This is a genomic window from Chryseobacterium carnipullorum, assembly GCF_003815695.1.
Lineage (GTDB): Bacteria > Bacteroidota > Bacteroidia > Flavobacteriales > Weeksellaceae > Chryseobacterium > Chryseobacterium carnipullorum.
Genome location: NZ_CP033920.1, coordinates 2,006,439 through 2,030,192 on the forward strand (window position 1 = coordinate 2,006,439; position 23,754 = coordinate 2,030,192).

Here is a 23,754-nt window from a genome sequence, read left to right on the forward strand (position 1 = left end):
ACTAATTCTTAACAATGGGAACATTAGAGCATGCTTCGCCGAACATCAATGATTTTACCAGAGGTTTTAGTTGTTCAACAAGTTCTATATAAGCGTTTTCAGGAATTTCTTTATCAGAACAGCCCTTTACCAAAACTCTTTTGCCTCTCATATCTTCGAAATCATACGTCTGGATGGCATTATGCATCAATATAACTTCCAGATCTTCCTTATTTCCGAAGACCACCTTTTTAGCTACATCCGTAAGTTTGGCGGTCAATACAAAATAAGCCCACAATGGAATAATGGTATCTACAGAATTGTAAATGTATATATAAGTATCTTCATACGCCTTTGTATCTATCGCATCTACCTTTTCCCTGAAATCTTTTTCCTTCAGGATCATTTCCTGGAAAAGAAAATCTTTAAGGTCAATACCTTTTCTTATCCCCTTAGGAACCAGAGTCGCTAGATCAAAATTAACAAGACCGCTTTCAGCAACTTTATTTCGGATTTCAAATTCTTCTGACATTTTTTATCATTATCTTTGGACAAATTTACAAATTAAGATTATGAAAACCTTAATTTGTTCTCTATCCTTACCATAGAAGCCTCCCATAATTTAAAATTATCTCATAAAATAAAGGGAGATTAAGGGAGCCATAACAACAAATAAAGATTTCGGAAGAAATGAAATATTATATTATAGCAGGAGAAGCTTCCGGTGATCTTCATGGGAGCAATTTAATGAAAGCTCTTCTACAGAAAGATCCGCAGGCGGACATCAGATTCTGGGGTGGCGATCTTATGAAAGCTCAGGGCGGAACATTGGTGAAACATTACCGTGATCTCGCTTTTATGGGATTTTTAGAAGTGGCTATGAACTTGAGAACGATTTTGAATAACATCAAATTCTGTAAAGAAGATATCAAAAAAAATAAACCGGATATTCTTATTCTGATCGATTATCCTGGGTTTAATCTGAGGATCGCAAAATTTGCAAAAGAACTGGGAATTAAGGTAGTCTATTACATTTCACCACAACTCTGGGCCTGGAAAGAAGGCAGAGTAGAGATCATTAAAAAGTATGTAGACGAAATGATGGTCATTCTTCCTTTTGAAGAAGATTTTTATAAGAAACATGGGGTTCATTCCCATTTTGTAGGACATCCGCTGCTGGATGCTATTTCCAGTCTGAAGGATATCAGTACAGAAGAATTTAAAAAAGAAAACGGACTGAACGAAAAGGAAATCATAGCGCTTCTTCCGGGTTCGAGAAAGCAGGAAGTGGAGAAAATGCTTGAAATAATGCTTTCCGTAAGGCCTCACTTTAAAAATTACCAGTTTGTCATTGCCGGTGCACCAAGTCTTCCGAAAGAATTTTATCAAAAATATGTAGATGACAACGTTCATTTTGTTTCCAACAAAACCTACGATTTACTGAGATGTTCAAAAGCTGCGCTGGTAACTTCAGGAACCGCCACATTAGAAACTGCTTTACTCAATATTCCGGAGGTAGTATGTTACCGGGGAAGCAAAGTTTCTTATGCCATCGCCAAAAGGTTGGTGAAAAACATTAAATATATTTCACTCGTCAATCTGATTATGGATAGGGAAGTAGTGAAAGAACTGATCCAGACCGATCTGAATACCAAAAATCTGGTTGAAGAACTCAACAAAATGATAGCAGGGGAGAAGAGAAACCAGGTTCTGGCGGATTACAGCCTTTTAAGAGAAAAACTGGGAGGCAAAGGAGCCAGTGAAAAAGCGGCTGAGGTGATTTTAAATGTTTAAAAAACTTTACTGATGATTTGCTGAATGGTTTTGTAGATTTAAATTTTATAAAAATGAATTTTAAAAGCTTTATAGTATTAATTGTACTGATCTGTTTTTCTCCGAAAAGTTTTGCCCAAAACACCAAATCCAGAGATCAGGTGCAGATATTCTACTACGGCTGGTACGGAAATCCAACCATTGATGGGAAATATGCTCACTGGAATCATGATATTTTACCCCATTGGAGTAACCCAAAATGGAATAATCTCGGACATCATAAAGGAGGAGACGACATAGGTGCTAATTTTTATCCTGAACTGGGAAATTATAGTTCCAACGATCCTGAGATCATCAGGAAACATATGAAAATGATCAAAGAATCCGGTGTGGGAGTGGTTGTCTTAAGCTGGCTTGGCAAAGATCCTTTCGTAGATAAAAGCATCATCAAATATCTTGATATTGCAGATCAGTTTGACCTTAAAATTGCTTTTCACATAGAACCTTTCTATAAAAACAGTACGGAACTCAGAGATCAGCTTTCCTATCTTGTCAAAACCTATTCCCATCATCATGCTTTTTATAAAAAGGACGGGAAACCGCTTTATTATATATACGACAGCTATAAGATTTCTTCGGCAGAATGGTCAAAGCTTCTCTCTGTAAACGGAGAAAAAACAGTTCGGAATACAGAATTGGACGGACATTACATTGGGCTTTGGGTTGAAAAAGAACATTCAGACTTTTTTGAGAAGTCAGGTTTTGATGGTTTCTATACCTACTTTGCCAGTGAAGGTTTTGTCTTCGGGAGCACTACTTCCAACTGGAGCTACCTTTCTCAATACGCAAAAGACCATAATCTTATTTTTATACCGTGTGTAGGCCCGGGTTATTCAGATACAAGGATAAGGCCCTGGAATGAAGCCAATTTCAAAAGCCGTGAAAACGGAAGATATTACGAAACGATGTTTAAGGCTGCTGCAAAAGTAAATCCTGACTATATTGGGATCACTTCTTTTAACGAATGGCATGAAGGAACACAAATAGAACCTGCAATTCCTAAAAAAACGGGAAATTTCAAATATGAAGATTACGGGAAAGATTCCTGGTTTTATATTAAGGAAACAAAGAGGTTGACAGATCAATTGTTAAAAGGTAAATAATTCTAAAAATTACAGTTGATAATTAAGTTTCATTCATAGAAAAAGAAATTAAATTACTAATTTTCATTAATAAAATAAAACTGCTGTTACTGACCGTTTTCAAGTACAAAGTCGTCTGATAGAGTCGGCTTTTATTTTTTTTATAAATTGCAATTTCAGCGTAAATAATTAAGCCCGATATTATTCGCTCTTATCATGAATAATGATGAATTCCTGCAAAATAAGTGCTATTTAGTAATCAAATAAATCAATAATTTGTGATTATAAATAATCGCATTCATTGAGCAGACAACCTATTCTTATTCTTGCCACCTGTTTTATTCTGGGAATTTTTTTTCAGGATCAGCTGAAGATGAATAAGAACTTCGTCTATCCTGTATCCGCATGTTGTCTGTTGTTTTTTCTGTTGACTTTCTTCCATTCTTATTTTCTGCATAAAATGAAAACAGTATTGCTGGGATTACTGTTTTTTGGAGCGGGAATAATTCTTCATTTTTTTAATACCTATTCTTCCCGTGACCATTCTGTTCCCAAAAAGGGAGTCATTGTCTTTAAAATTTCAAAGAAATTAAACTCTACTGTAAAAAATAAAAAATACGAAGCCGTTGTCCGTAGTGAAAAAGAAAATTTCAATGCAGTTCTTTATATTCCTAAAGCACATGAAGAACTTGATTTTAAACACTATTATAAAGCAGAGGCATATCTATCAAAACCAAGAGCTCCAGAGCATGATTTTCAGTTTGATTACTCCCATTATTTAAAAAGGAAAAATATTGAATATCAATGCTATGTGTCGAAAGAGATTTCTTCCACAGTAAGGAGTGATTTAAACTTGAATGAACGGATTCAGCAGCAGAGATTTGAAATCCTGAAGAAGATTGATTCAGTTTCAATATCTGCAAAGACCCGTGAGTTCTTGAAAGGAATAATTCTGGCAGACAGAACGGAAATGGATGCTGAAACCGTACGGGACTTTAACAGGTCAGGGTTGGTTCATTTTTTAGCTATTTCCGGGACACATATCGTCGTTATTTTTGGAATGTTTTACTTTTTGCTGACCCGGTTTAGTCCTCTCCGGTTCAGAAAATACGCTGTTGTTGCAAGTATAGCATTGATCTGGCTTTTCGCCGCACTTATAGGTTTTGGGAATTCAGTCACCAGATCCTGCATTATGCTTACGGCCTATTTCATTTATGTAATTCTTCAGCGGAAACCGGATTTACTCCATTCACTTTCACTATCAGCGATGATTATTTTAGTGTTGGATACGCAGCAGATTTTTGATGTAGGATTTCAGTTAAGCTTTCTGGCTGTTTTAGGTATTTTTTGGTTAAACCAGCCCCTTTTGAGATATTTCCCTCGACAGGATAGCTATTTTAAAAAATTAATATTCAACACCATTACCATCTCCTTATCCGCACAACTTGCGACGCTTCCGGTGGTTCTTTATTACTTTCACCAGTTTTCTCTGGTTTCTTTTCCTGCCAATATTTTGATTGTTCCTTTTTCAGAGCTGATCATTATATTTTCTTTTTTGATGACCATTCTTATAGCGTTGCAGGTAGATTTTACTTGGATCAATTTTATATATGATCTGTCAATTCAGGTTTTGCTAAAACTTATTCATTGGTTTGCAGAATCAGATATCCTGTTTTTTTCTGAAATCCCTATGAATATAGCAGAAGTATTGTTTTTATCTTTTATTGTGTATCTGTTGAGGCCATTGCTTTTAAAGGTTGATTTTAAAAATTCAGTGCGTCTGGTTACCGCGGTTTTAGTGTTTTTAGTCATGAGAACAGGATTTGGTATTTTTGAAAATCAAAAAGAGGAGATCTTACTTCATGATTTTAATAAAACCAAAGTATTATCTTTGAAGAAAGGTGACAGCGCCTGTTTTTGGATAGCTGAAAACGCTGATAAACAAAAAATAATCACATTTATTGCCAGCCCATATTGTGCATCAAGACGAATTCGGAGTCTGGAAATAAAGACATTTCCTCATACGGTACAAGAAGTGGTATACAACGGTAAGATGTATGATTTGAAATAATAACTGGTATTTTTCATTTTTTCCTTATACAATGCGGTAGATTCTTATTTAGAAAGATTACAAACTGGCTAATTGTGAGATTTCTCACTTCCCGATATTGTTAACATTTCTTAATTTTGTGGGAAATTCAAATTTAAACTTATATGGCAGGTTTAACGAGTTCTACGATAGGTAGAAAATATGCGATGGCATTATCAGCTTTATTTTTGCTGATCTTTCTTATACTGCATTTGACGACCAATTTGTTATCAGTCCTGAATCGTGATGCATTCAATACCGCATCAGATTTTATGGGCTATAATCCTTTTGTGCAGTTCTTAATGCAGCCTGTTCTTGGTTTTGCAGTTCTTTTCCATTTCATTATGGGATTTGTACTGGAAATTAAGAACAATAAAGCGCGTCCGATAAAGTACGCTTCAAACAACCCTTCCGTGAATTCTTCATGGATGTCCAGAAATATGATTATTTCCGGTGCTGTTGTTTTAGCTTTTCTTGCGCTTCACTTATATGATTTCTGGCTACATGAAATCAACTACAAGTATGTGGAAGGACTTGCTCCTGACGCAGAACGTTTCTGGCCGGAGTTACATGAGAAGTTTGCAGACCTTTGGAGAGTCGCTTTATATGTGATCTCTTTTGTTTTGCTTGGACTACATTTGGCTCACGGTTTTCAATCTTCTTTCCAGTCGATTGGTGCCAGACATCCGAAATATACTCCGGTAATTAAAGCTTTTGGAAAATGGTATTCAATCCTTATTCCTGCAGGTTTTATTTTTATTGCAATTTTTCACTTCGTAACTCAATAATATCAATATACCAATATGAGTAAATTAGATTCAAAAATTCCGGCTGGTCCTTTAAAGGATAAATGGAAGCATCATAAAGACCATATGAACCTTGTTGCACCCAACAACAGAGATAAGATTGATATTATTGTTGTAGGTACAGGTTTGGCAGGTGGTTCTGCTGCCGCTACACTGGCTGAACAGGGATATAATGTAAAAGCATTCTGTTACCAGGATTCTCCAAGAAGAGCACACTCCATTGCAGCGCAGGGAGGTATCAATGCTGCTAAAAACTATCAGGGAGACGGTGACTCTACCTACAGATTATTCTATGACACCATCAAAGGAGGTGACTATAGAGCGAGAGAGGCCAACGTTTACAGACTTGCTGAGGTTTCTGCCAATATTATCGACCAGTGTGTTTCACAAGGAGTTCCTTTCGGAAGAGATTACGGCGGTCAGTTAGATAACCGTTCATTTGGTGGAGTTCAGGTAAAAAGAACATTCTACGCAAAAGGACAGACAGGACAGCAGTTATTGCTGGGTGCCTATTCTTCAATGAGCCGTCAGATCGGTAAAGGAAGAATCAAGATGTACAACCGTCATGAAATGATGGAGTTGGTAATTGTAGACGGAAAAGCAAGAGGAATCATCGCAAGAAACCTTGTAACGGGAGAGATTGAAAGACATTCTGCTCACGCGGTTGTTATTGCATCCGGAGGTTACGGAAACGTCTATTTCCTTTCTACCAATGCAATGGGATCAAACGTTTCTGCGGCTTGGAAGATCCACAAAAAAGGAGCCTACTTCGCAAACCCTTGTTATGTACAGATTCACCCGACTTGTATTCCGGTTCACGGAACACAACAGTCTAAACTGACTTTGATGTCGGAATCTCTCAGAAACTCAGGAAGAATCTGGGTTCCTAAGAAAATTGAAGATTCTGTAGCCATCAGAGAAGGTAAATTAAGACCTGAAAATATTAAAGAAGAAGATAGAGATTATTATCTGGAAAGAAGATATCCTGCATTCGGAAACTTAGTACCTAGAGACGTTGCTTCTAGAGCTGGTAAAGAAAGATGTGATGCAGGTTTCGGAATCGAGAATAATGATACTAAAGAAGGTGTTTACCTTGATTTCTCTACAGAGATCATCAAAAAAGGTAAAGAAGCCGCTATCGAAAAACATATTCACAATCCTACCGATCAGCAAATCTATGATTTAGGAAAAGCCTGGATTGAGGAGAAATACGGTAACTTATTCGTAATGTACGAAAAAATTACAGCCGATGATCCTTACAAAACGCCTATGAAGATCTATCCTGCAGTACACTACACAATGGGTGGGGTTTGGGTGGATTATAATCTACAATCTACAATCCCTGGATGTTTTGTAATTGGTGAAGCTAACTTCTCAGATCACGGAGCTAACAGATTGGGAGCTTCTGCATTGATGCAAGGTTTGGCAGACGGATACTTCGTACTTCCTTATACAATTGCAGATTATCTTTCTGCAGACATCAGAACAGGAGCAATTCCTACGACTTCTGGTGAGTTTGATCAGGCTGAAAAAGATATTAAAGACAAAGTCAATTTCTTCTTAAATAATAAAGGAACTCATTCAGTAGATTATTTCCACAAAAAATTAGGACACATCATGTGGAATAAGGTAGGAATGGGAAGAACTCCTGAAGGATTAAAAGAAGCTATCGCTGAAATCGCACAGGTGAAAAAAGATTTCTGGAGCGATGTGAAAGTTCCTGGTGATGCAGAAGGAATGAATACTGAGCTTGAAAAAGCTTTCAGAGTTGCAGACTTTATCGAATTGGGGCAATTGATGGCTATCGATGCTCTCCATAGAAACGAATCTTGTGGTGGTCATTTCAGAGAAGATCATGCTACTCCTGAAGGTGAAGCTGAAAGAGATGATGTTAACTTCAAATATGTAGGCGCTTGGGAATATCAGACAGATGATATCACAACTGAAGTTCTGCACAAAGAAGATCTGATCTACGAAAACATTGAAGTTAAAGCAAGAAGTTACAAATAATCTCCAACCTATAAATAAATAATTATGAGTGCAAAAAAAGGCCTTCATCTTACCCTAAAAATTTGGAGACAAAAAAATAGCAAAACTAAAGGTCAGTTTGAGACCTACAAAATATCGGATGTTTCTACAGATTCTTCTTTCCTGGAAATGTTGGATATTTTGAATGAAAATATTATTAACGAGGGAAAAGAACCTATCGCTTTCGACCACGATTGTCGTGAAGGAATCTGCGGAATGTGTTCTCTTTACATCAACGGTAGAGCTCATGGTCCCGATACTGGTATTACCACTTGTCAGCTTCACATGAGAATGTTCAAAGACGGTGAAACCATCGTTATTGAACCTTGGAGAAGTGCTGCTTTCCCTGTTATTAAAGATTTAATGGTAGACAGAAGCGCATTCGACAGAGTAATGGCTGCCGGAGGTTTCATTTCGGTGAACACTTCTGGTAATACTTTGGATGCCAATGCCATTCCGGTTCCTAAAGAAGATGCAGACAAAGCGATGGATGCTGCGGCATGTATCGGATGTGGTGCTTGTGTGGCTACGTGTAAAAACGGATCTGCTATGCTATTCGTTGGAGCTAAAGTTTCTCAGTTCGCCCTACTTCCTCAGGGTAGAGTAGAAGCTAAGAGAAGAGTTCTGAACATGGTGAAAGCAATGGATGAAGAAGGATTCGGAAACTGTTCAAATACTGGAGCTTGTGAAATTGAGTGTCCGAAAGGAATTTCTCTTGAAAACATCGCCAGAATGAACAGAGAGTATATGGCTGCTATGGTAGATAACGGATAGAACCTATTCAAAATATAAAAAAATCGTCTTCATTATGGAGACGATTTTTTTATGCTATGCATTTGTCTGTTAAAATTTGTTAAGTTGTTGATTGAATAAGATATTCTTTATTTAATAAGTCTATATTTGGTGAACACTTTTTATGAAAAGAAGAAAGAATACTCAAGTACCGAATTCTTTTTGTCTATTAAAATTTATGCTGAGAAAAACCGCTCAACGTCCCTTTTCATAGGTTTTCATAAAATTTTCAAAAAAAATAAATAGTCTTAATCAACAAGCCGTAAAAAACGGTATTTTTGTGTAATATTAAAATTGAAATGAAAAAATATCTTTTATTGTTTATCATCACAGCTTTTGTGATGTCTTGTTCAAAAAAAGTTGAAGTAAAAGGAAAAATTGCTGGAAGTTCACCACTCGAAAGAATTGAATTTGTTGAAGCTTCTGGTGTAGCAACACTTCCGCTTGTTAATATAGGTTTAGATAAAAACGGAAACTTTACAGGAAGTTTCGATGCTCCTAAAGACGGCATGTATGTCATCAACTACGCCGGAAGACAAAATCTTATTTATCTTGAAGGCGGACAGAAATTGAATATTTCCGGAAACGCAATGACCTTTCCAAACGAATTCGTAGTAACAGGAGATGCTAAGAAAAACAATGATTTCCTTCAGGCAAGCCAAAAATTTTTAGGGGAGTACGGAAGTAAGATCAATATTCAGCAGCTAATGGCAGGAGATGAAAAAACGTTCTTAAAAGGAGCGCAGAAGATCGAAGCTGATATCAACAAAAATGTAGATGATCTTGCTCAAAAAAATAATCCGGGTAAAGGGATTCTTGAGTGGAAAAAGAATGATGTGAAAGTAACGATTCTGAACCTTCTTGCCAACTATGAAATGGCAAAGCGTCAGATGTCTGGAAATCCTTCATTTAAAGTTTCTAAAGCTTTCCAGGATTATGAAACCAAACTGGAAGAAAACAAAGATGTAATGGTAAAAACTATTCCATTATACAGACAATATTTACTTGTAAAATTAAGTCCGGATTTTCAGAAGTTCGCGGAAGCTAAAACGAAAGGGAAAACAGACGTTACCACTTCTGAAGTGTTCGCACAATTCCTGAAAGACAGAAAAGAAATTTCCAAGACGGCTAAAGATTATCTTTTGGCATTTGTAGTAGCACAGGATATTCATCCGGGTGCACCTGCAAAAAATACCGAGAAGATTAAAAAAATTATTGATACAGATATTACAGATGCTTCTATAAAAGCTGATCTTGTAAAAATGCAGGTAGCTATCAACGGTCTTAAAGTAGGTGAAGCTGCGCCTGAAGCATCATTAGTAAAAGCAGACGGTAAATCTTACCAGCTTTCTGAAAATAAAGGAAAACCGTATATGTTGTTCTTCTACGCATCTTGGAACCCTTACATCAGTGAAGCGACAGTTCCTGTATTGAAAGAAGTTGTGAATTTCTACAAGTCAAAAATGAACTTTGTTTTTGTAAACGTTGATGATACAAAAGATCAGTTTGTAAAAACCAGCAGTGCCTTATTAAAAGGAATTCCGGGAACCAATGTTTACGGAGAAAAAGGTTTGGAATCAGATATCGCTAAAAAATATGGAGTGTACGGATTCAAACTGCCTTGTTTTATAGTGGTGGATAAAGACGGTAAGATTGCCAGCAGATCTTTTGTAAACTTAGGTGAGCAGGAGGTTGTGACAATTCTTGATAAACTTACAGGTCTTTCTGCCCCAAGAGTAGAACCGAATATGCAAATGCAGCCGGGAATGCAAATGGATCCTTCAGCACAGCCTGCAAATCCACAGCCTGCCCCTACAAAATAATAAACTTTAATATAGATGGAAACCTTATCTTCGGATAAGGTTTTTTTTATTGTATTTTTGCGGAATCAAACCGGAAGATTTTCTGGTTGTGTTAGAAAAAATAGAAATAGAGATTGAGGAGGAAACCGGAGGGGTTCTTCCGATCATTAAAAGAAATTGAGTTTACGGATGAGAAAGAAGAAAGATATTATTCTTGAAAATATTAAGTTGTTCGGTGCAGGGGCAAAAGGCGTGGCCATAGGAAAAACGGAAGAAGGAAAAACAGTACTGATCTCAGGCGCTGTTCCGGGAGATGTTGTGAATGCAAGAGTGAAAAAATCCAAGTCCAAATACTATGAGGCAGAAACCGTAGAGGTGGTAGAGCCTTCACCGTTCAGAGTAGAACCTAAATGTATTCATTTTGGAACATGCGGCGGATGCAAGTGGCAGAATATGAGCTACGAAAAACAGCTGGATTTCAAACAGGAAGAAGTATACAATAATATTAAAAGGATCGGCGGAATTGAAGACTTTGAAACCGTTCCTATTTTAGGGGCTGAAGAGCAGTATTTTTATAGAAATAAAATGGAGTTTTCTTTCTCTAACGCGAGATGGCTTACTCAGTATGAAATAAGTTCTGAAGAAAACTTTGGAAGCAAAGATGCTCTTGGTTTCCATATTCCTGGAATGTGGAGTAAGATTTTAGATCTTAAAGAATGTTTCCTTCAGGAAGATCCATCCAATGCCATCCGTCTGGCTGTGAAAAAGTTCGCAGTAGATAATGGATTGGATTTCTTCGATGTGAAAAATCAGGAAGGCTTTTTGAGAACCCTGATGATGAGACAGAACTCTAAAGGAGAATGGATGGTCTTATTCCAGCTTTACAGAGAAGAGAAGAACAACAGAGAACAGCTTTTCCAGTATTTATTAGAGAAGTTTCCACAAATCAAAACATTGGTGTATGCTATTAATCCAAAACAAAATGACTCTATTTACGATTTAAACGTTAATGTTTATTTCGGAGAAGGATTTTTAATGGAAGAAATGGACGGGCTGAAGTTTAAAATCGGGCCAAAATCATTCTTTCAGACCAATTACAAACAGGCATTGGAACTTTACAGAAAGACATTAGAGTTTGCTGATTTAAAAGGAGATGAAGTAGTGTATGATTTGTATACCGGAACAGGAACTATTGCACAATATGTGGCAAGAAATGCAAAACACGTTATTGGCATAGAATCAGTCCAGGAAGCCATTGATGCTGCTATTGAGCATGCCGAATTAAATGGTCTTACCAATACAACATTCTATTGTGGAGATATGAAAAATGTCTTTAATGATGAATTCATGGAAAACCATCCCAAAGCAGATGTTTTAATTACCGATCCGCCAAGAGACGGGATGCACCAGAAAGTGGTGGAACAGATCCTGAAACTTGCTCCGGAAAAAGTAGTGTATGTAAGCTGTAATTCTGCAACACAGGCCAGAGATTTGGCTTTAATGAAAGAACATTATACTTTGGTTAAAATATTACCTGTGGATATGTTCCCGCAAACCCATCACGTTGAAAATATCGCGTTGCTGATTAAAAAATAATTTTATTTAAATTTGAATGTCAAATCTTAATATGAAACGTCAGTTCCATCTGACTCAATAAAAAATAAAAATATACAGATGAAATACTTTAAATTTCTCGTCATGATCTGCTTCATAGGAATACTTTTCTCCTGTGGAGGAGAAGACGATATCTGTGAGAGTGGGGAAGGAACCCCCAGAATGAAGGTGGCATTTAAATCTCTGGAGACTGATAAAGTAAGAACCTTAGATTCACTGTATGTAGCAGTGGACTATGGTTCAGGAAAGGTGCAATTAGGAAAACTTACCAATATCGATTCAAGGCTGATTCCATTAAGAGTAGATGACTCACCTTATACAGATGTTTACTTCAGGCTTGCAGATAAAGGGACCGAATCTCACGTCCGGGTTAGTTATACAACAAAAGCCCAATATGTTTCTCCGGGATGTGGAATTAAAAAAAGCTATGAGAATTTAAGTTCAGAATTACTACAATCAAATCCTGTCCTCAAATTGGAAGCAGGACAAAATCAAATAGAGAATGAAGACAAGACTAATCTTTTCCTTCTTTTTTAGCATAATAGGAATACTGGGGTTGGCCCAGGAAAAAAAAGAAACCAAAGAAGCCAAAAAAGTTCAGGAGAAATACAAGCCTAATTTTATGGTGGGTCTTGATGTTCTTAATACTGGCGTTTCCTTTTTTTCAGACAGAATGCTTTACCAGGGATTTATTTCCTCAAAAGTGAAAGGGGATATTCATGCCATTGCAGAAGCAGGTTTTGAGAAAAATGTATATCAGAAGAATGGCTATGATGGCAAAGCAAGCGGTCCTTTTGTTAAGTTAGGGGCATTTTATATGCTTGCAAAAGATCTTGAGAATGAATTCAATGGTTTTTACGCCGGAGGTAAGATTGGAGGAGCATTCTACAACCAGGAATATAGGGCAGTCCCTGTGCGTGGTTTTGGAGGAAGCGGTTCATCTGTATCATTTCCATCATCATCACAAACTTCTGCCTGGCTGGAAGGTACCTTGGGGGGAAGAGTTCAGCTGTTTGAATCCAATTTTTATATTGATGTCAATATGCAGCCAAGATATCTTGTATACACTTCCAAACAGGATGATATCACGCCAATGATTGTGCCGGGATTTGGGAAAAGCTCAGCTAAATTCAATATGGGTTTTGCATGGAACATAGCTTACAAATTTTAATTCAAAAATGATTCTTCATATTGAATCAGGCAGTCTTTATTAAAAATAATAGATCCTCAGATTTTTATCTGAGGATTTTTTTTGTCATTAATCTTTAAGTTTTATTAATAATTTGATGAACTGCGGTCAAAGAATAATAAATCTTATTATTTTATCGTTATTTATAAGGGAATAGCAGGTTTATTTCCTTATAAAGTTTCCTTTTTTTGGTAAAAATGAAAATATATTATCCCAAATTCAGATGAAAAAACTACCCGAATTCAAATAATATAAAATCCTCAGGCTCTACTGAAGATTTTACGTTTTAATGTATAAAATGTATTATTATTATGAAATTTTTACAAAAAAATATTTGAATGGATATATTAGTAGTGAAAAAATTATTAGATTTGTGTAATTATTAAAATATTAGCGTATGAATTAAAAAACTATTCTTTTCAATACAGATTATATGTAAAATGGATGTTTCAAATTGACATTTGAGCACCAAAATGGAAAACCCTACAATTACTTTATACTATTGTTATCATTAAATTTTAAAAAATATGAGTGGATTTTTACTCTGTAAAATGAGCAGGCCCTTTAGGGTGCTCATAACATTGCTGTGTATGGTCTTCGGACTCTTCACGCAAGCACAAACAGTTACAATTGGTACAGGAACAAGTACACAGAGGTATCCTTTGAGTACTTACTATGGATTCCAAAGAGATGTGTCACTTTATACAGCTGCGGAAGCGAGTATTCCTGCGGGTGGAAGTGTCCTGTCTATAGCATGGAATGCAACAGTAGCCACCAGTATTGCTACTCCGGTAAAGATTTATTTAAAATCTGTTCCGGCTGCAACCACTACGATTACAGCCCAAAACTGGGCTACTGCAACCACCGGTGCTACCTTAGTGTACAACGGAACGATCAACAGCATCCCTACAGGATGGAATACAATCACGCTTCAAAATCCTTATTATTATAATGGAACAGAAAACCTGATGGTATTGGTTGAAACAAGTTATGGTGGAGGCGGAAATGGAACTTCAACAGGAAATTCCTTTACCTATTCCAGCAATGCGTCGAAACATATGTATATCGAGGCAGATACTACAGCACCTGCAGGCAATGGAACAGTCGATGGCAACAGACCCAATGTTCAGTTAACCTTTGGTCCGCCACCTTCTTGTTTACCTCCTTTAGGATTAACTTCAGGAACTTTAACGGCAACAACAGCTCCGATCAGCTGGACTGCACCTTCTGCTGTGCCAGCAGGAGGATATGATGTATATTACAGTACAACAGCTACAGCCCCAACAGCTGCAACTCCACCTACACAAACAGTGACTACAGGAACAGGAGTAACCCTTTCTCCATTAGTCCCTAATACAACGTATTATGTGTGGATAAGATCAAGATGTAGTGCGACTGACCAGAGTACATGGGTAGGACAATTAACTTTGACGACACCACCGTCATGTATAGCGCCTACAGCATTGACTTTAGGAACGGTGGTACCAACGAGTGCCACTATCAGCTGGACAGCGCCTTCACCTGCTCCTGCAGGAGGGTATGATGTCTATTACAGTACATCTGCAACTGCGCCAACGGGTGCAACGGTACCTTCACAAACCGTTACAGGAACCACTGCAACTCTATCTCCACTAGCTGCCAATGGTACTTACTATGTATGGGTAAGATCAAGATGTACTGCTACAGACCAAAGTTCATGGACAGGGCCGCTAACGGTACTTACAGGATACTGTACACCAACAGGGGGCGGAAGTTCAACTTCATACTATCTGAAAACGATTACGACAACTGGAGGAATTACAAATTTAAATTATACTGCTAATTCCTACACAGCGTATGTTAATAACACAGCCACCGTTTTTTCAGGGTTACCAACCAATACGATAACCATGAATTTGAACTCTGGAACCAGTACTTACTATTATTATGTTTGGGTGGACTGGAATAATAATATGAATTTTAACGATCCGGGAGAAACTGTTCTTGCAACAACTACCTATGCTACCAATGGAACGGCAACCATCACCATACCAGGATCTCAGCCACCGGGAAATTATAGGGTAAGAACTTCTTCATCATTTATTGGAGCCAACACTGCATGTGGTCCGGCACCTTACGGTAATTATGTAGACTTTACCTTGAATGTTATTGCTTTACAGCCTTGTAGTACTGCCCCTCCGGGAAATATAGCAGTTTCAAATATTACACCAACTTCAGCGCTTGTAACATGGTTGCCTTCAACTGGAGCTACTTATGTATTGAGATACAGAGTTGCCCCTTCAGGAGCATGGACTACGGTAAATATTACGGCACCACTTTCAAGCAACTATCCGATACCAGGACTTACTGAACAGACTCAGTATGAAGTTCAGATTGCTACAATCTGTGGAGGTACCACTGGAGCATTCTCTCCAAGTACGACCTTTACAACACCAGCAATATCTTATTGTACTTCTGCTTCTACAAGTACTACCATTGATGGTTTCATCAGCAAGGTTTCTGTAACTCCGAATGCTGGAATACCAATGACCAGTACTTCAGATTTCAGCAATTATACTGATTACAGTACAGATCCTGCTAGACTCGTTACCTTAGTAAGAGGTTTAGGAGCCAATACGGTTACTGTTGAAAAAAGCTGGCCGGGAACGCAATGGTCGTTCGGAACGGGAGTATGGATTGACTTTAACAGAAATGGAATTTTTGAATCTATTGAACAAGTATTGAATTCACCAAGTAATACTACCTCTCCTGTAACTGCTATTTTTGCAGTTCCTAATGCTGCGGGGGGAGTGTATATGGGGAATCTTACGACCCGTATGCGTGTAGCGATAAGAGAAAGTGCTACTGCAGCTGCTTGTGGAACTTTCACTTGGGGTGAAGTAGAGGATTATGCAGTGAAGCTTGTAGATCAGCCCGCTTGTACTACAGCTCCACCTACAACCATTACAGTTACCAACCTTACGGCTACTACAGCTACCGTATATTGGATGAGTGCTGCCAATGCCACCTACACCATCAGATGGAGAGTATCTCCTAGTGGAGCATGGACTACTCAGGTTTTGGCTGCGGGAGTAAACAACTACACAATCCCGGGCCTTACAGAACAGACTAAGTATGATGTACAGGTATCTACAACATGTGGAACTTCTACGGGAGCATATTCTGCAACTGTACAGTTTACAACACCACCACTTTCTTACTGTCCTATGACAGGTACAGGAACTAACGACCACATTTCCAATGTAACTGTTACGTCTTCTAATCCTGGAGTACCGGTAATGAATAACACAACAGTACAGACGAATTATACAAGCTATACAACACCTCAAACACTGATCACCCTTGATGCTGGTTCTGCCAATAATAAGCTTTCCGTATCAAAAGGATGGACAGGATCAACAAGTAATGTTGCAGTTTCAGCTTGGATAGATTATAACAGAAACGGAGTTTTTGAAGCATCAGAACAGATCTTAAGCTCACCAGCAAGTACTGCCACTCCTGTTACTAATAATAGTTTCACGGTTCCGGCAACTGCTTATACAGGTCCGCTTACGACGACCATGAGAGTGGTACTTAAACGTACCAGTGCTCCGGTATTATGCCAGAACGCAGTCAATGGAGAAGTGGAAGATTATGCTGTAAGAATAAGACCATGTAGTAATGGAACTCCAAACCAGCCTGGAATCACGACGACTTATAATTCCGCTACCCTTACTTTCTCAGGAGTTGCCAATACAGTGACTTATCTTGTGAGATACAGACTTGTAGGACCTCCTCCGGGACCATGGACTCAAGTATATGCTTCTGCGTTACTTAACAACATTCCACTTGTCTTGACAGGTTTAACTCCGGCTACTAACTATGAAGTTCAGGTTGCCGCTGTGTGTGGAGACGTTCCAGGTGCATTTACAGCACTTAAGCCTTTTGTAACAAGATGTGATCCTACTCCTCCAAATGTTACGGTAAGTGCTATTACTACAAATTCTGCACTGATTACGTGGGCACCGCTTGCTGCAAGCTCAACGTATACATTGGAATGGAGAAAAGTAGGAGCTGCAGTTTGGACTCCGGTTAGCAATATTGCTCCTCCTACCAATACGTACCTGTTGACAAGCTTGGATCCTTATACAAAATATGAGGTAAGAGTGGCTAACAAATGTGTTGGAGAAACGACTCTTAACCCATATTCAAATCCGAAAGTATTTACAACGGAAAGAACTTGTGAGCTTCCTCCTCCGGGATTAACGATTCTTCAACTTTTCCCTACATGGGCTGAAGTTACATGGGAAGGTTTCCCTGGTGCCACGTATATCCTGAGATATAGAAAAGTAGGTATTCCTAGCTGGACGAATGTTCCTCTGACTACAAATACTTATACTATTACAGGATTATTGGAAGAAACGAAATATGAAATGCAGGTAGTGAATGTTTGTAACGGTACACCAGGTACCTACACGCCTCCATATTATTTCACAACACCTACGGTAGTCTATTGCCAGATGGGTTCTCAGAACTCTGTAAACGAGCATATCGCTAAAGTTACAGTAACGCCAAGCGGCAGACCTAAGATGGAAAATGCTTCAGGACCTTCAAGCTATACAGATTATACAGGAGTACCTGATACCTTCATCGAAATGGTTCAGGGATCTACAGGTAATCAGATCACGATTGAGAAAAAATGGAATGGAACCAATCATGACGAAGGTATTGCAGTATGGATCGATTTCAACAGAAACGGATATTTCGATCTTGATGAAAGAGTATTTACATCACCTCCGAATACAACAAGTCCTGTTACAGGAACGTTCAGTGTACCGGTAGATGCTTATGTAAGTATGACTAACTACAAGTATGTGGTGATGAGAATTGCATTGATGAGAGATGGAGTTCCAGTGAACTGTACGAATTTTGCAAACGGTGAAGTAGAAGATTACTCAGTAAGAATCGCCAAACCGGGAGTGCCAAATTCTGTTAACCAAACTGACATTCTGATTTATCCTAACCCGGTAAGCTCAGTATTGTATGTGAAAAATATCAGCAAAAGAGCGAAGTATAAGATCTACAATTCTGCAGGCCAGGTAATAGGGGATGGTATCCTTCTAAACAACCAGATCAATGTAAGCAAACTGATCAACGGAATTTATGTAATTGATATCGAAGACAATGGTACAACAGTTCAAAAGAAATTTATTAAAGAATAATATTTAAATTTCAAATATAGGAAGCCCTCAGAAATGAGGGCTTTTTTTTGGCGTCATAAAAAGTGACTTCTCATATTTTTAGTATATTTTTAATGAATAATTCAATATTTGTTGAATTTTTCGCTAAAAATTTAAAAAATTATTTGTTTTTTTAATTTTCAACTATTCCATTGCTTTATTTTTAATAATATGGATAGATAGGGTTTTTATTATTAAAAAATATAGTAGATTTGTGAAATCATTACAAAATATTTTTAATTATGAAGAAAACCTCTCTTTCTTTCTTCTTCCTGTGTTTATTTGCAATGATCCATGCCCAATGGACCCCTGCTGTGTACAATGGAAAAGGAGCTACTGAAGATTCAAAATCTCACAAGTATTACTCTTTGGACATTTCACAACTGAAATTGCAATTAGCCCAAGCAGAAGAAACAGGTAAAAATGCAAAACCTGTAATTATATCTCTTCCCACGATGGAAGGAAAAATTGAAAAATTTGCAGTATACAGCTTTCCTGTTGTGGTAAAAGAGCTGGCAGATCAGTACCAACTGGGTTCTTATGTTGGAGTAGGGATGGACGATCCTTCAAAATACTTAAGATTCAGTTTATCACCAAATGATTTCCAGTCCATGATTATTCAGGACGGAGGCTATGAATTTATAGAACCTGCCAATGCGGCTAAGACAATCTATAAAGTCCATCCTAAAACAGGAAAAGATAAAAAAGGTTTTATATGTTCCACTGAGGAAAGTGAAGATGCAAAACATGATATCGAGATCCTTCATAAAAATGGAAAAGCCTTTTTTAACCAGGCTACCGATTTTGCAAAAAATTCAGATAAGAAATTCAGAACTTTAAGATTAGCATTGTCAGTCTGCGGGGAATATACCCAGTACCATGGAGGTACAGTAGCCGGAGCTCTGGCTGCTATGAATGCAACTTTAACAAGAATCAATGGAGTTTACGAAAAAGATTTTGCACTCCATCTGAATCTCCAAAATTACCCAAGTTTAATTTACACCAATTCAAATACAGATCCTTATTCTGCAACCGAAAATGGAACAGAGAACGGTATTACCGGCTGGAATTCTCAGGTGCAGAATGTGATTACAGCAACCGTAGGTAATGCCAACTATGATATAGGACACCTTTTTTCTCCACCGGGTGCGGGGGGAAATGCCGGATGTGTAGGTTGTATATGCAGGGATAATATGGTGCCTACAGCCAATGATAAAGGTTCAGGATGGACATCTCCGGGCGGAAATCCTCCTGTGGGAGATAATTTTGATATAGACTATGTAGCCCATGAGGTAGGGCATCAGCTGGGAGGAGTTCACAGCTTTTCGTACTCTGCTCCTCAGTTAGGCTCTTCCACGAGTGTGGAGCCTGGTTCAGGATCAAGTATTATGGGATATGCAGGTATTACAGGACCAACTACTGATGTACAGCCACATTCAGATCCTTATTTTAATGTGACTAATATTACCCAGATTCAGGCAAACCTCATCACCAAAACATGTGATGCAGAAACAGTTATTACCAATACTCCTCCGGTAATTACACCACTTACGACCTATAATATTCCAAAAGGAACCGCTTTCGTGCTGACTGCATCTGCTACAGATGCTGAGAATGATCCTATGACTTTTAACTGGGAGGAAGTTGATATTGCCAATGAAGTAATCAATAATGCGAACTTAGGAAATACAACCACAGGTCCTTCTTTCAGATCTGTTGCTCCCTCAACCAGTCCTGTCCGATATTTCCCCAGACTCTCTTCTGTGCTTGCAGGGGTGTTAAATAATGCCAACAACCTTTGGGAAGCTGTATCTACAGTGGCACGAACTACCAAATTTACAGTGACAGCAAGAGATAACAATCCTGTTGCGAATCAACAGCAGACCCAATCTGCAACACAAACCATTATTGTAGGAAACAACGGCCCTTTTATAGTAAACCCGGCGACAATCTATAATAACGGTCCTACCAACGTAACCTGGAATGTGGTAAACACCAATGCAGCACCATATAATGCAGCTAATGTGAAAATAGATTTTACAACAGATAACGGAACCACCTGGAATGTCGTAGCTGCATCCACCCCTAATGATGGAAACCAGGCGGTAGATTTTACGGCTTTTCCTTTAACAGTGGGAGGAACTGCTAAAATAAGAGTGAGTGCTGTTAATAATGTATTCTATGCGATCGGTACAGCTTCAATAGAAACACTTCCGATCTGTACGACCACTGCACCTGGAGGAATTGTGGTTTCAGCCATTACGCAGGCACAGGCAACAGTAACCTGGAATGCATCATTCAATGCAACGTATATCTTTCAATACCGTATTGCGGGAGCTACAGCATGGACAACAGTAACACCTGCTCCAACAACCAATACAGTTACCCTAAGCGGGCTGGCAGCCGGAACACATTATGAATTTCAAATCGCTAATGTGTGTGCGGGAACAGCCGGAGCTTTTTCACCGATTTCAACGTTTGTAACCTTATATTGTGCTGCAACATCTACGAGTACAGATAATGGATATATTTCCAATGTAACCGTAGCAGCCACAAACTCATACACCATGAGTAATAATTCGGCTGCAGCAAACTATACAGACTACTCTGCAGAGATCACAAAATTGATAACACTGGTACGGGGATCAACCAATAATAACGTTTCTATTTCCAAATCCTGGCCGGCTGCTGTATCAAGTAAAGCCGTAAGTGTATGGATCGATTTTAATAAAAACGGAACCTTTGAGACTATTGAACGTGTTTTAAATGCGGCCAATAATACAACGACTCCTGTAACTGCCGCGTTTACAGTACCTGCTACAGCTTATGCAGGCCCACTTACAACCCGTATGCGTGTGGTCCTGAGAGATTCTGCCAATCCTGCCGCTTGTGGTACCTTTACCAATGGTGAGGTAGAGGATTATGCAGTGAAGCTGATCGATCAGCCGGTATGTACGAATGCACCACCTGCCAATATTACGGTAACGAATCTTACCCCTTCAACGGCTAATGTTTCTTGGTCAGCAGCAACCGGGGCCACCTATATATTAAGATACAGAAAAGTAGGAACTACCACCTGGACTACAGTAGATCCAGTGCCAGCTCCCGGAAATAACTATACAATTCCAAACTTAACAGAGCAGACACAATATGAAGTACAGGTAGCTACAAAATGTAACGGCAGCCAAAGTACATTCTCTCCTTCTGCACAGTTTACAACACCTCCGGTTACTTACTGTCCTATGACAGGTACAGGAACGAATGATCATATTTCAAATGTGACCGTTACCTCTGTGAATCCTGCGCTTCCTGTAATGAATAATACCACTGTACAGAATAACTATACCAGTTATAATACAGCGCCTACGCTTATTACACTGGAGATCGGTTCTACAGGAAATCAAATCTCTGTGGCAAAAGGATGGACTGGAACAACCAGCAGTGATGCAGTTACTGCCTGGATCGATTTCAACAGAAACGGAGTTTTTGAAACCACAGAGCAGATCCTTACTTCAGCATCAAGTACAACCACTCCTGTTACTGCGAATTTTGCAGTTCCGGCAGGAGCATATAACGGACCGCTGACAACAACGATGAGAGTTGTGCTGAGACGTTCAAGTGCCCCTGTTATGTGCCAGAATGCAGTCAATGGTGAAGTTGAAGACTATGTCGTAAAGTTAAAACCTTGCAGTACAGTTACCCCAACAAATCCTACGATTACAGCGATAACTTATAATTCAGCTGTTGTCAACTGGACAGCCGCGACAAATAATCTTACCTATCTGTTGCAATACAGAGTACAGGGAACTACAACATGGACTTCGGTGTATGTTACCGCAGTACCTCACACATTAAATAACCTGATTCCTTTTACGACGTATGAAGTACAGATTGCTGCCAACTGCGGAACTTCTACAGGTGCTTTTACACCTATCAGATCATTCACTACAAAATGTGATCCTACCCCTCCGGGAGTATCAGTTACGGGAATCACTACAAATTCAGCAGTAGTAACATGGACGCCTTTAGTAACAGGTTCTACCTATATTATGAGATGGCGAAAAGTTGGAGCAACAACATGGAATCTTGTTAATCTGCCGGCTCCGCCTGCCAATACTTATCCTTTATCCGGTTTAGATCCGTATACAAAATATGAAGTGCAGGTAGCCAATCAGTGTACAGGAGAAACGACTCCTAATCCATATTCAAACCCTATTGTATTTACGACATTAAGAACATGTGAACTTCCTCCTCCGGGATTAATGATTACCCAGCTTACGCCGACATCAGCTGAAGTGATATGGGAAGGTTTTTCTGGAGCAACGTATATCCTGAGATACAGAAAAGTAGGTATTCCGAGCTGGACCAATGTTCCGGTAGCGAATAATGCTTATACCATAACAGGATTATTAGAAGATACGAAATATGAAATGCAGGTGGTGAATATCTGTAACGGGACACCGGGAACTTATACGCCTCCGTATTATTTCACGACCCCTACAGTGATCTACTGTCAAATGTCTTCAGGAAGTTCAGTGAACGAGCATATTGCTAAAGTTACAGTAACGCCAAGCGGCAGACCTAAGATGGAAAATGCTTCAGGACCTTCAAGCTATACAGATTACACAGGAGTACCTGATACCTTTATAGAAATGGTTCAGGGATCAACAGGTAATCAGATCACGATTGAGAAAAAATGGAATGGAACCAATCATGACGAAGGTATTGCAGTATGGATCGATTTCAACAGAAACGGATATTTCGATCTTGATGAAAGAGTATTTACATCGTCTCCGAATACAACAAGTCCGGTGACAGGGACCTTCAGTGTACCTGCTGATGCCTTTGTAAGCATGACAACTTACAAATATGTAGTCATGAGAATTGCACTGATGAGAGATGGAGTTCCGGTAAATTGTACAAGATTTGCCAATGGCGAAGTAGAAGATTATTCCGTAAGAATATCTAAACCCGCAACGGCTAATCCGGTGAATCAGACTGATATTATGATTTATCCCAATCCTGTAAGCTCAGTATTGTATGTGAAAAATATCAGCAAAAGAGCAAAATATAGGATCTACAATTCAGCGGCACAGATCATTGCTCAGGGCATTTTATTGAACAATCAGATCAATGTAGGCAAGCTGATCAACGGAGTTTATGTTTTAGATATCGAAGACAATGGTACAACCGTTCAAAAGAAATTTATTAAAGAATAATATTTAAATTTCAAATATAGGAAGCCCTCAGGAAAAATGAGGGCTTTTTTTGTTATTGAAGATTGTTGAAGCAGGTAAATTTACTCACATACAAATAGTTCA

At 38.6% G+C, this 23,754-nt stretch carries 13 protein-coding genes; 12 read left to right on the plus strand and 1 reads right to left on the minus strand.

Annotated elements, in window-relative coordinates; all coding sequences use genetic code 11:
- Position 1 precedes the first annotated feature (1 nt).
- Positions 2-511 carry a DUF2480 family protein gene (locus EG346_RS09170; protein ID WP_123878163.1) on the minus strand — a complete coding sequence of 170 codons (510 nt, stop codon included), beginning with the start codon at positions 509-511 and terminating at the stop codon, positions 2-4.
- Positions 512-669: 158 nt separating this feature from the next.
- Between EG346_RS09170 and lpxB the strand changes: the two genes are divergently transcribed.
- The 12 genes from lpxB (at position 670) to EG346_RS09230 (ending at position 23,652) form a co-directional block, all read left to right on the plus strand.
- Positions 670-1,773, plus strand: coding sequence for a lipid-A-disaccharide synthase (gene lpxB, locus EG346_RS09175; protein ID WP_073329541.1), 1,104 nt, complete (start codon positions 670-672; stop codon positions 1,771-1,773).
- A gap of 53 nt (positions 1,774-1,826) precedes the next feature.
- Entirely contained in the window at positions 1,827-2,915 is a 1,089-nt protein-coding gene (locus tag EG346_RS09180) for a glycoside hydrolase family 99 protein (RefSeq protein ID WP_123878165.1), read from the plus strand.
- 280 nt (positions 2,916-3,195) lie between these two features.
- Positions 3,196-4,965 carry a ComEC/Rec2 family competence protein gene (locus EG346_RS09185; RefSeq protein WP_123878167.1) on the plus strand — a complete coding sequence of 590 codons (1,770 nt, stop codon included), beginning with the start codon at positions 3,196-3,198 and terminating at the stop codon, positions 4,963-4,965.
- Positions 4,966-5,108: 143 nt separating this feature from the next.
- Entirely contained in the window at positions 5,109-5,771 is a 663-nt protein-coding gene (locus tag EG346_RS09190) for a succinate dehydrogenase cytochrome b subunit (RefSeq protein ID WP_034701962.1), read from the plus strand.
- 15 nt (positions 5,772-5,786) lie between these two features.
- A complete protein-coding gene (locus EG346_RS09195; RefSeq protein ID WP_073329551.1) occupies positions 5,787-7,799 on the plus strand; it encodes a fumarate reductase/succinate dehydrogenase flavoprotein subunit in 2,013 nt (670 codons plus the stop codon).
- 24 nt (positions 7,800-7,823) lie between these two features.
- Positions 7,824-8,591, plus strand: a complete 768-nt coding sequence (locus EG346_RS09200; protein WP_034746785.1) for a succinate dehydrogenase/fumarate reductase iron-sulfur subunit — start codon at positions 7,824-7,826, stop codon at positions 8,589-8,591.
- A gap of 317 nt (positions 8,592-8,908) precedes the next feature.
- Positions 8,909-10,432, plus strand: a complete 1,524-nt coding sequence (locus tag EG346_RS09205; protein ID WP_123878169.1) for a TlpA family protein disulfide reductase — start codon at positions 8,909-8,911, stop codon at positions 10,430-10,432.
- 168 nt (positions 10,433-10,600) lie between these two features.
- Positions 10,601-12,007: a 23S rRNA (uracil(1939)-C(5))-methyltransferase RlmD gene (gene rlmD / locus EG346_RS09210; RefSeq protein WP_123878171.1), complete on the plus strand. Its 1,407-nt coding sequence runs from the start codon at positions 10,601-10,603 to the stop codon at positions 12,005-12,007.
- Between the two features lie 78 nt (positions 12,008-12,085).
- On the plus strand, positions 12,086-12,562 hold the full coding sequence (locus tag EG346_RS09215) for a DUF6452 family protein (protein WP_073329560.1): 477 nt from the start codon (positions 12,086-12,088) through the stop codon (positions 12,560-12,562).
- On the plus strand, positions 12,528-13,196 hold the full coding sequence (locus EG346_RS09220) for a DUF6048 family protein (protein ID WP_123878173.1): 669 nt from the start codon (positions 12,528-12,530) through the stop codon (positions 13,194-13,196). The genes EG346_RS09215 and EG346_RS09220 overlap by 35 nt, the downstream gene beginning before the upstream one ends.
- A gap of 608 nt (positions 13,197-13,804) precedes the next feature.
- Positions 13,805-18,415 (plus strand): GEVED domain-containing protein, encoded by a 4,611-nt coding sequence (locus EG346_RS09225; RefSeq protein ID WP_164466077.1) that lies wholly within the window; start codon positions 13,805-13,807, stop codon positions 18,413-18,415.
- Positions 18,416-18,675: 260 nt separating this feature from the next.
- Entirely contained in the window at positions 18,676-23,652 is a 4,977-nt protein-coding gene (locus EG346_RS09230) for a GEVED domain-containing protein (protein WP_123878178.1), read from the plus strand.
- Positions 23,653-23,754 lie beyond the last annotated feature (102 nt).

What these genes read in the sequence shown, in the direction of transcription:
- EG346_RS09200 (WP_034746785.1), top strand. Translation starts at nt 7,824, where the DNA reads ATGAGTGCAAAAAAAGGCCTTCATCTTACCCTAAAAATTTGGAGACAA.
- EG346_RS09190 (WP_034701962.1), top strand. Translation starts at nt 5,109, where the DNA reads ATGGCAGGTTTAACGAGTTCTACGATAGGTAGAAAATATGCGATGGCA.
- EG346_RS09220 (WP_123878173.1), top strand. Translation starts at nt 12,528, where the DNA reads ATGAAGACAAGACTAATCTTTTCCTTCTTTTTTAGCATAATAGGAATA.
- EG346_RS09195 (WP_073329551.1), top strand. Translation starts at nt 5,787, where the DNA reads ATGAGTAAATTAGATTCAAAAATTCCGGCTGGTCCTTTAAAGGATAAA.
- rlmD (WP_123878171.1), top strand. Translation starts at nt 10,601, where the DNA reads ATGAGAAAGAAGAAAGATATTATTCTTGAAAATATTAAGTTGTTCGGT.
- EG346_RS09205 (WP_123878169.1), top strand. Translation starts at nt 8,909, where the DNA reads ATGAAAAAATATCTTTTATTGTTTATCATCACAGCTTTTGTGATGTCT.
- EG346_RS09225 (WP_164466077.1), top strand. Translation starts at nt 13,805, where the DNA reads ATGGTCTTCGGACTCTTCACGCAAGCACAAACAGTTACAATTGGTACA.
- EG346_RS09230 (WP_123878178.1), top strand. Translation starts at nt 18,676, where the DNA reads ATGAAGAAAACCTCTCTTTCTTTCTTCTTCCTGTGTTTATTTGCAATG.
- EG346_RS09180 (WP_123878165.1), top strand. Translation starts at nt 1,827, where the DNA reads ATGAATTTTAAAAGCTTTATAGTATTAATTGTACTGATCTGTTTTTCT.
- EG346_RS09215 (WP_073329560.1), top strand. Translation starts at nt 12,086, where the DNA reads ATGAAATACTTTAAATTTCTCGTCATGATCTGCTTCATAGGAATACTT.
- EG346_RS09170 (WP_123878163.1), bottom strand. Translation starts at nt 511, where the DNA reads ATGTCAGAAGAATTTGAAATCCGAAATAAAGTTGCTGAAAGCGGTCTT.
- lpxB (WP_073329541.1), top strand. Translation starts at nt 670, where the DNA reads ATGAAATATTATATTATAGCAGGAGAAGCTTCCGGTGATCTTCATGGG.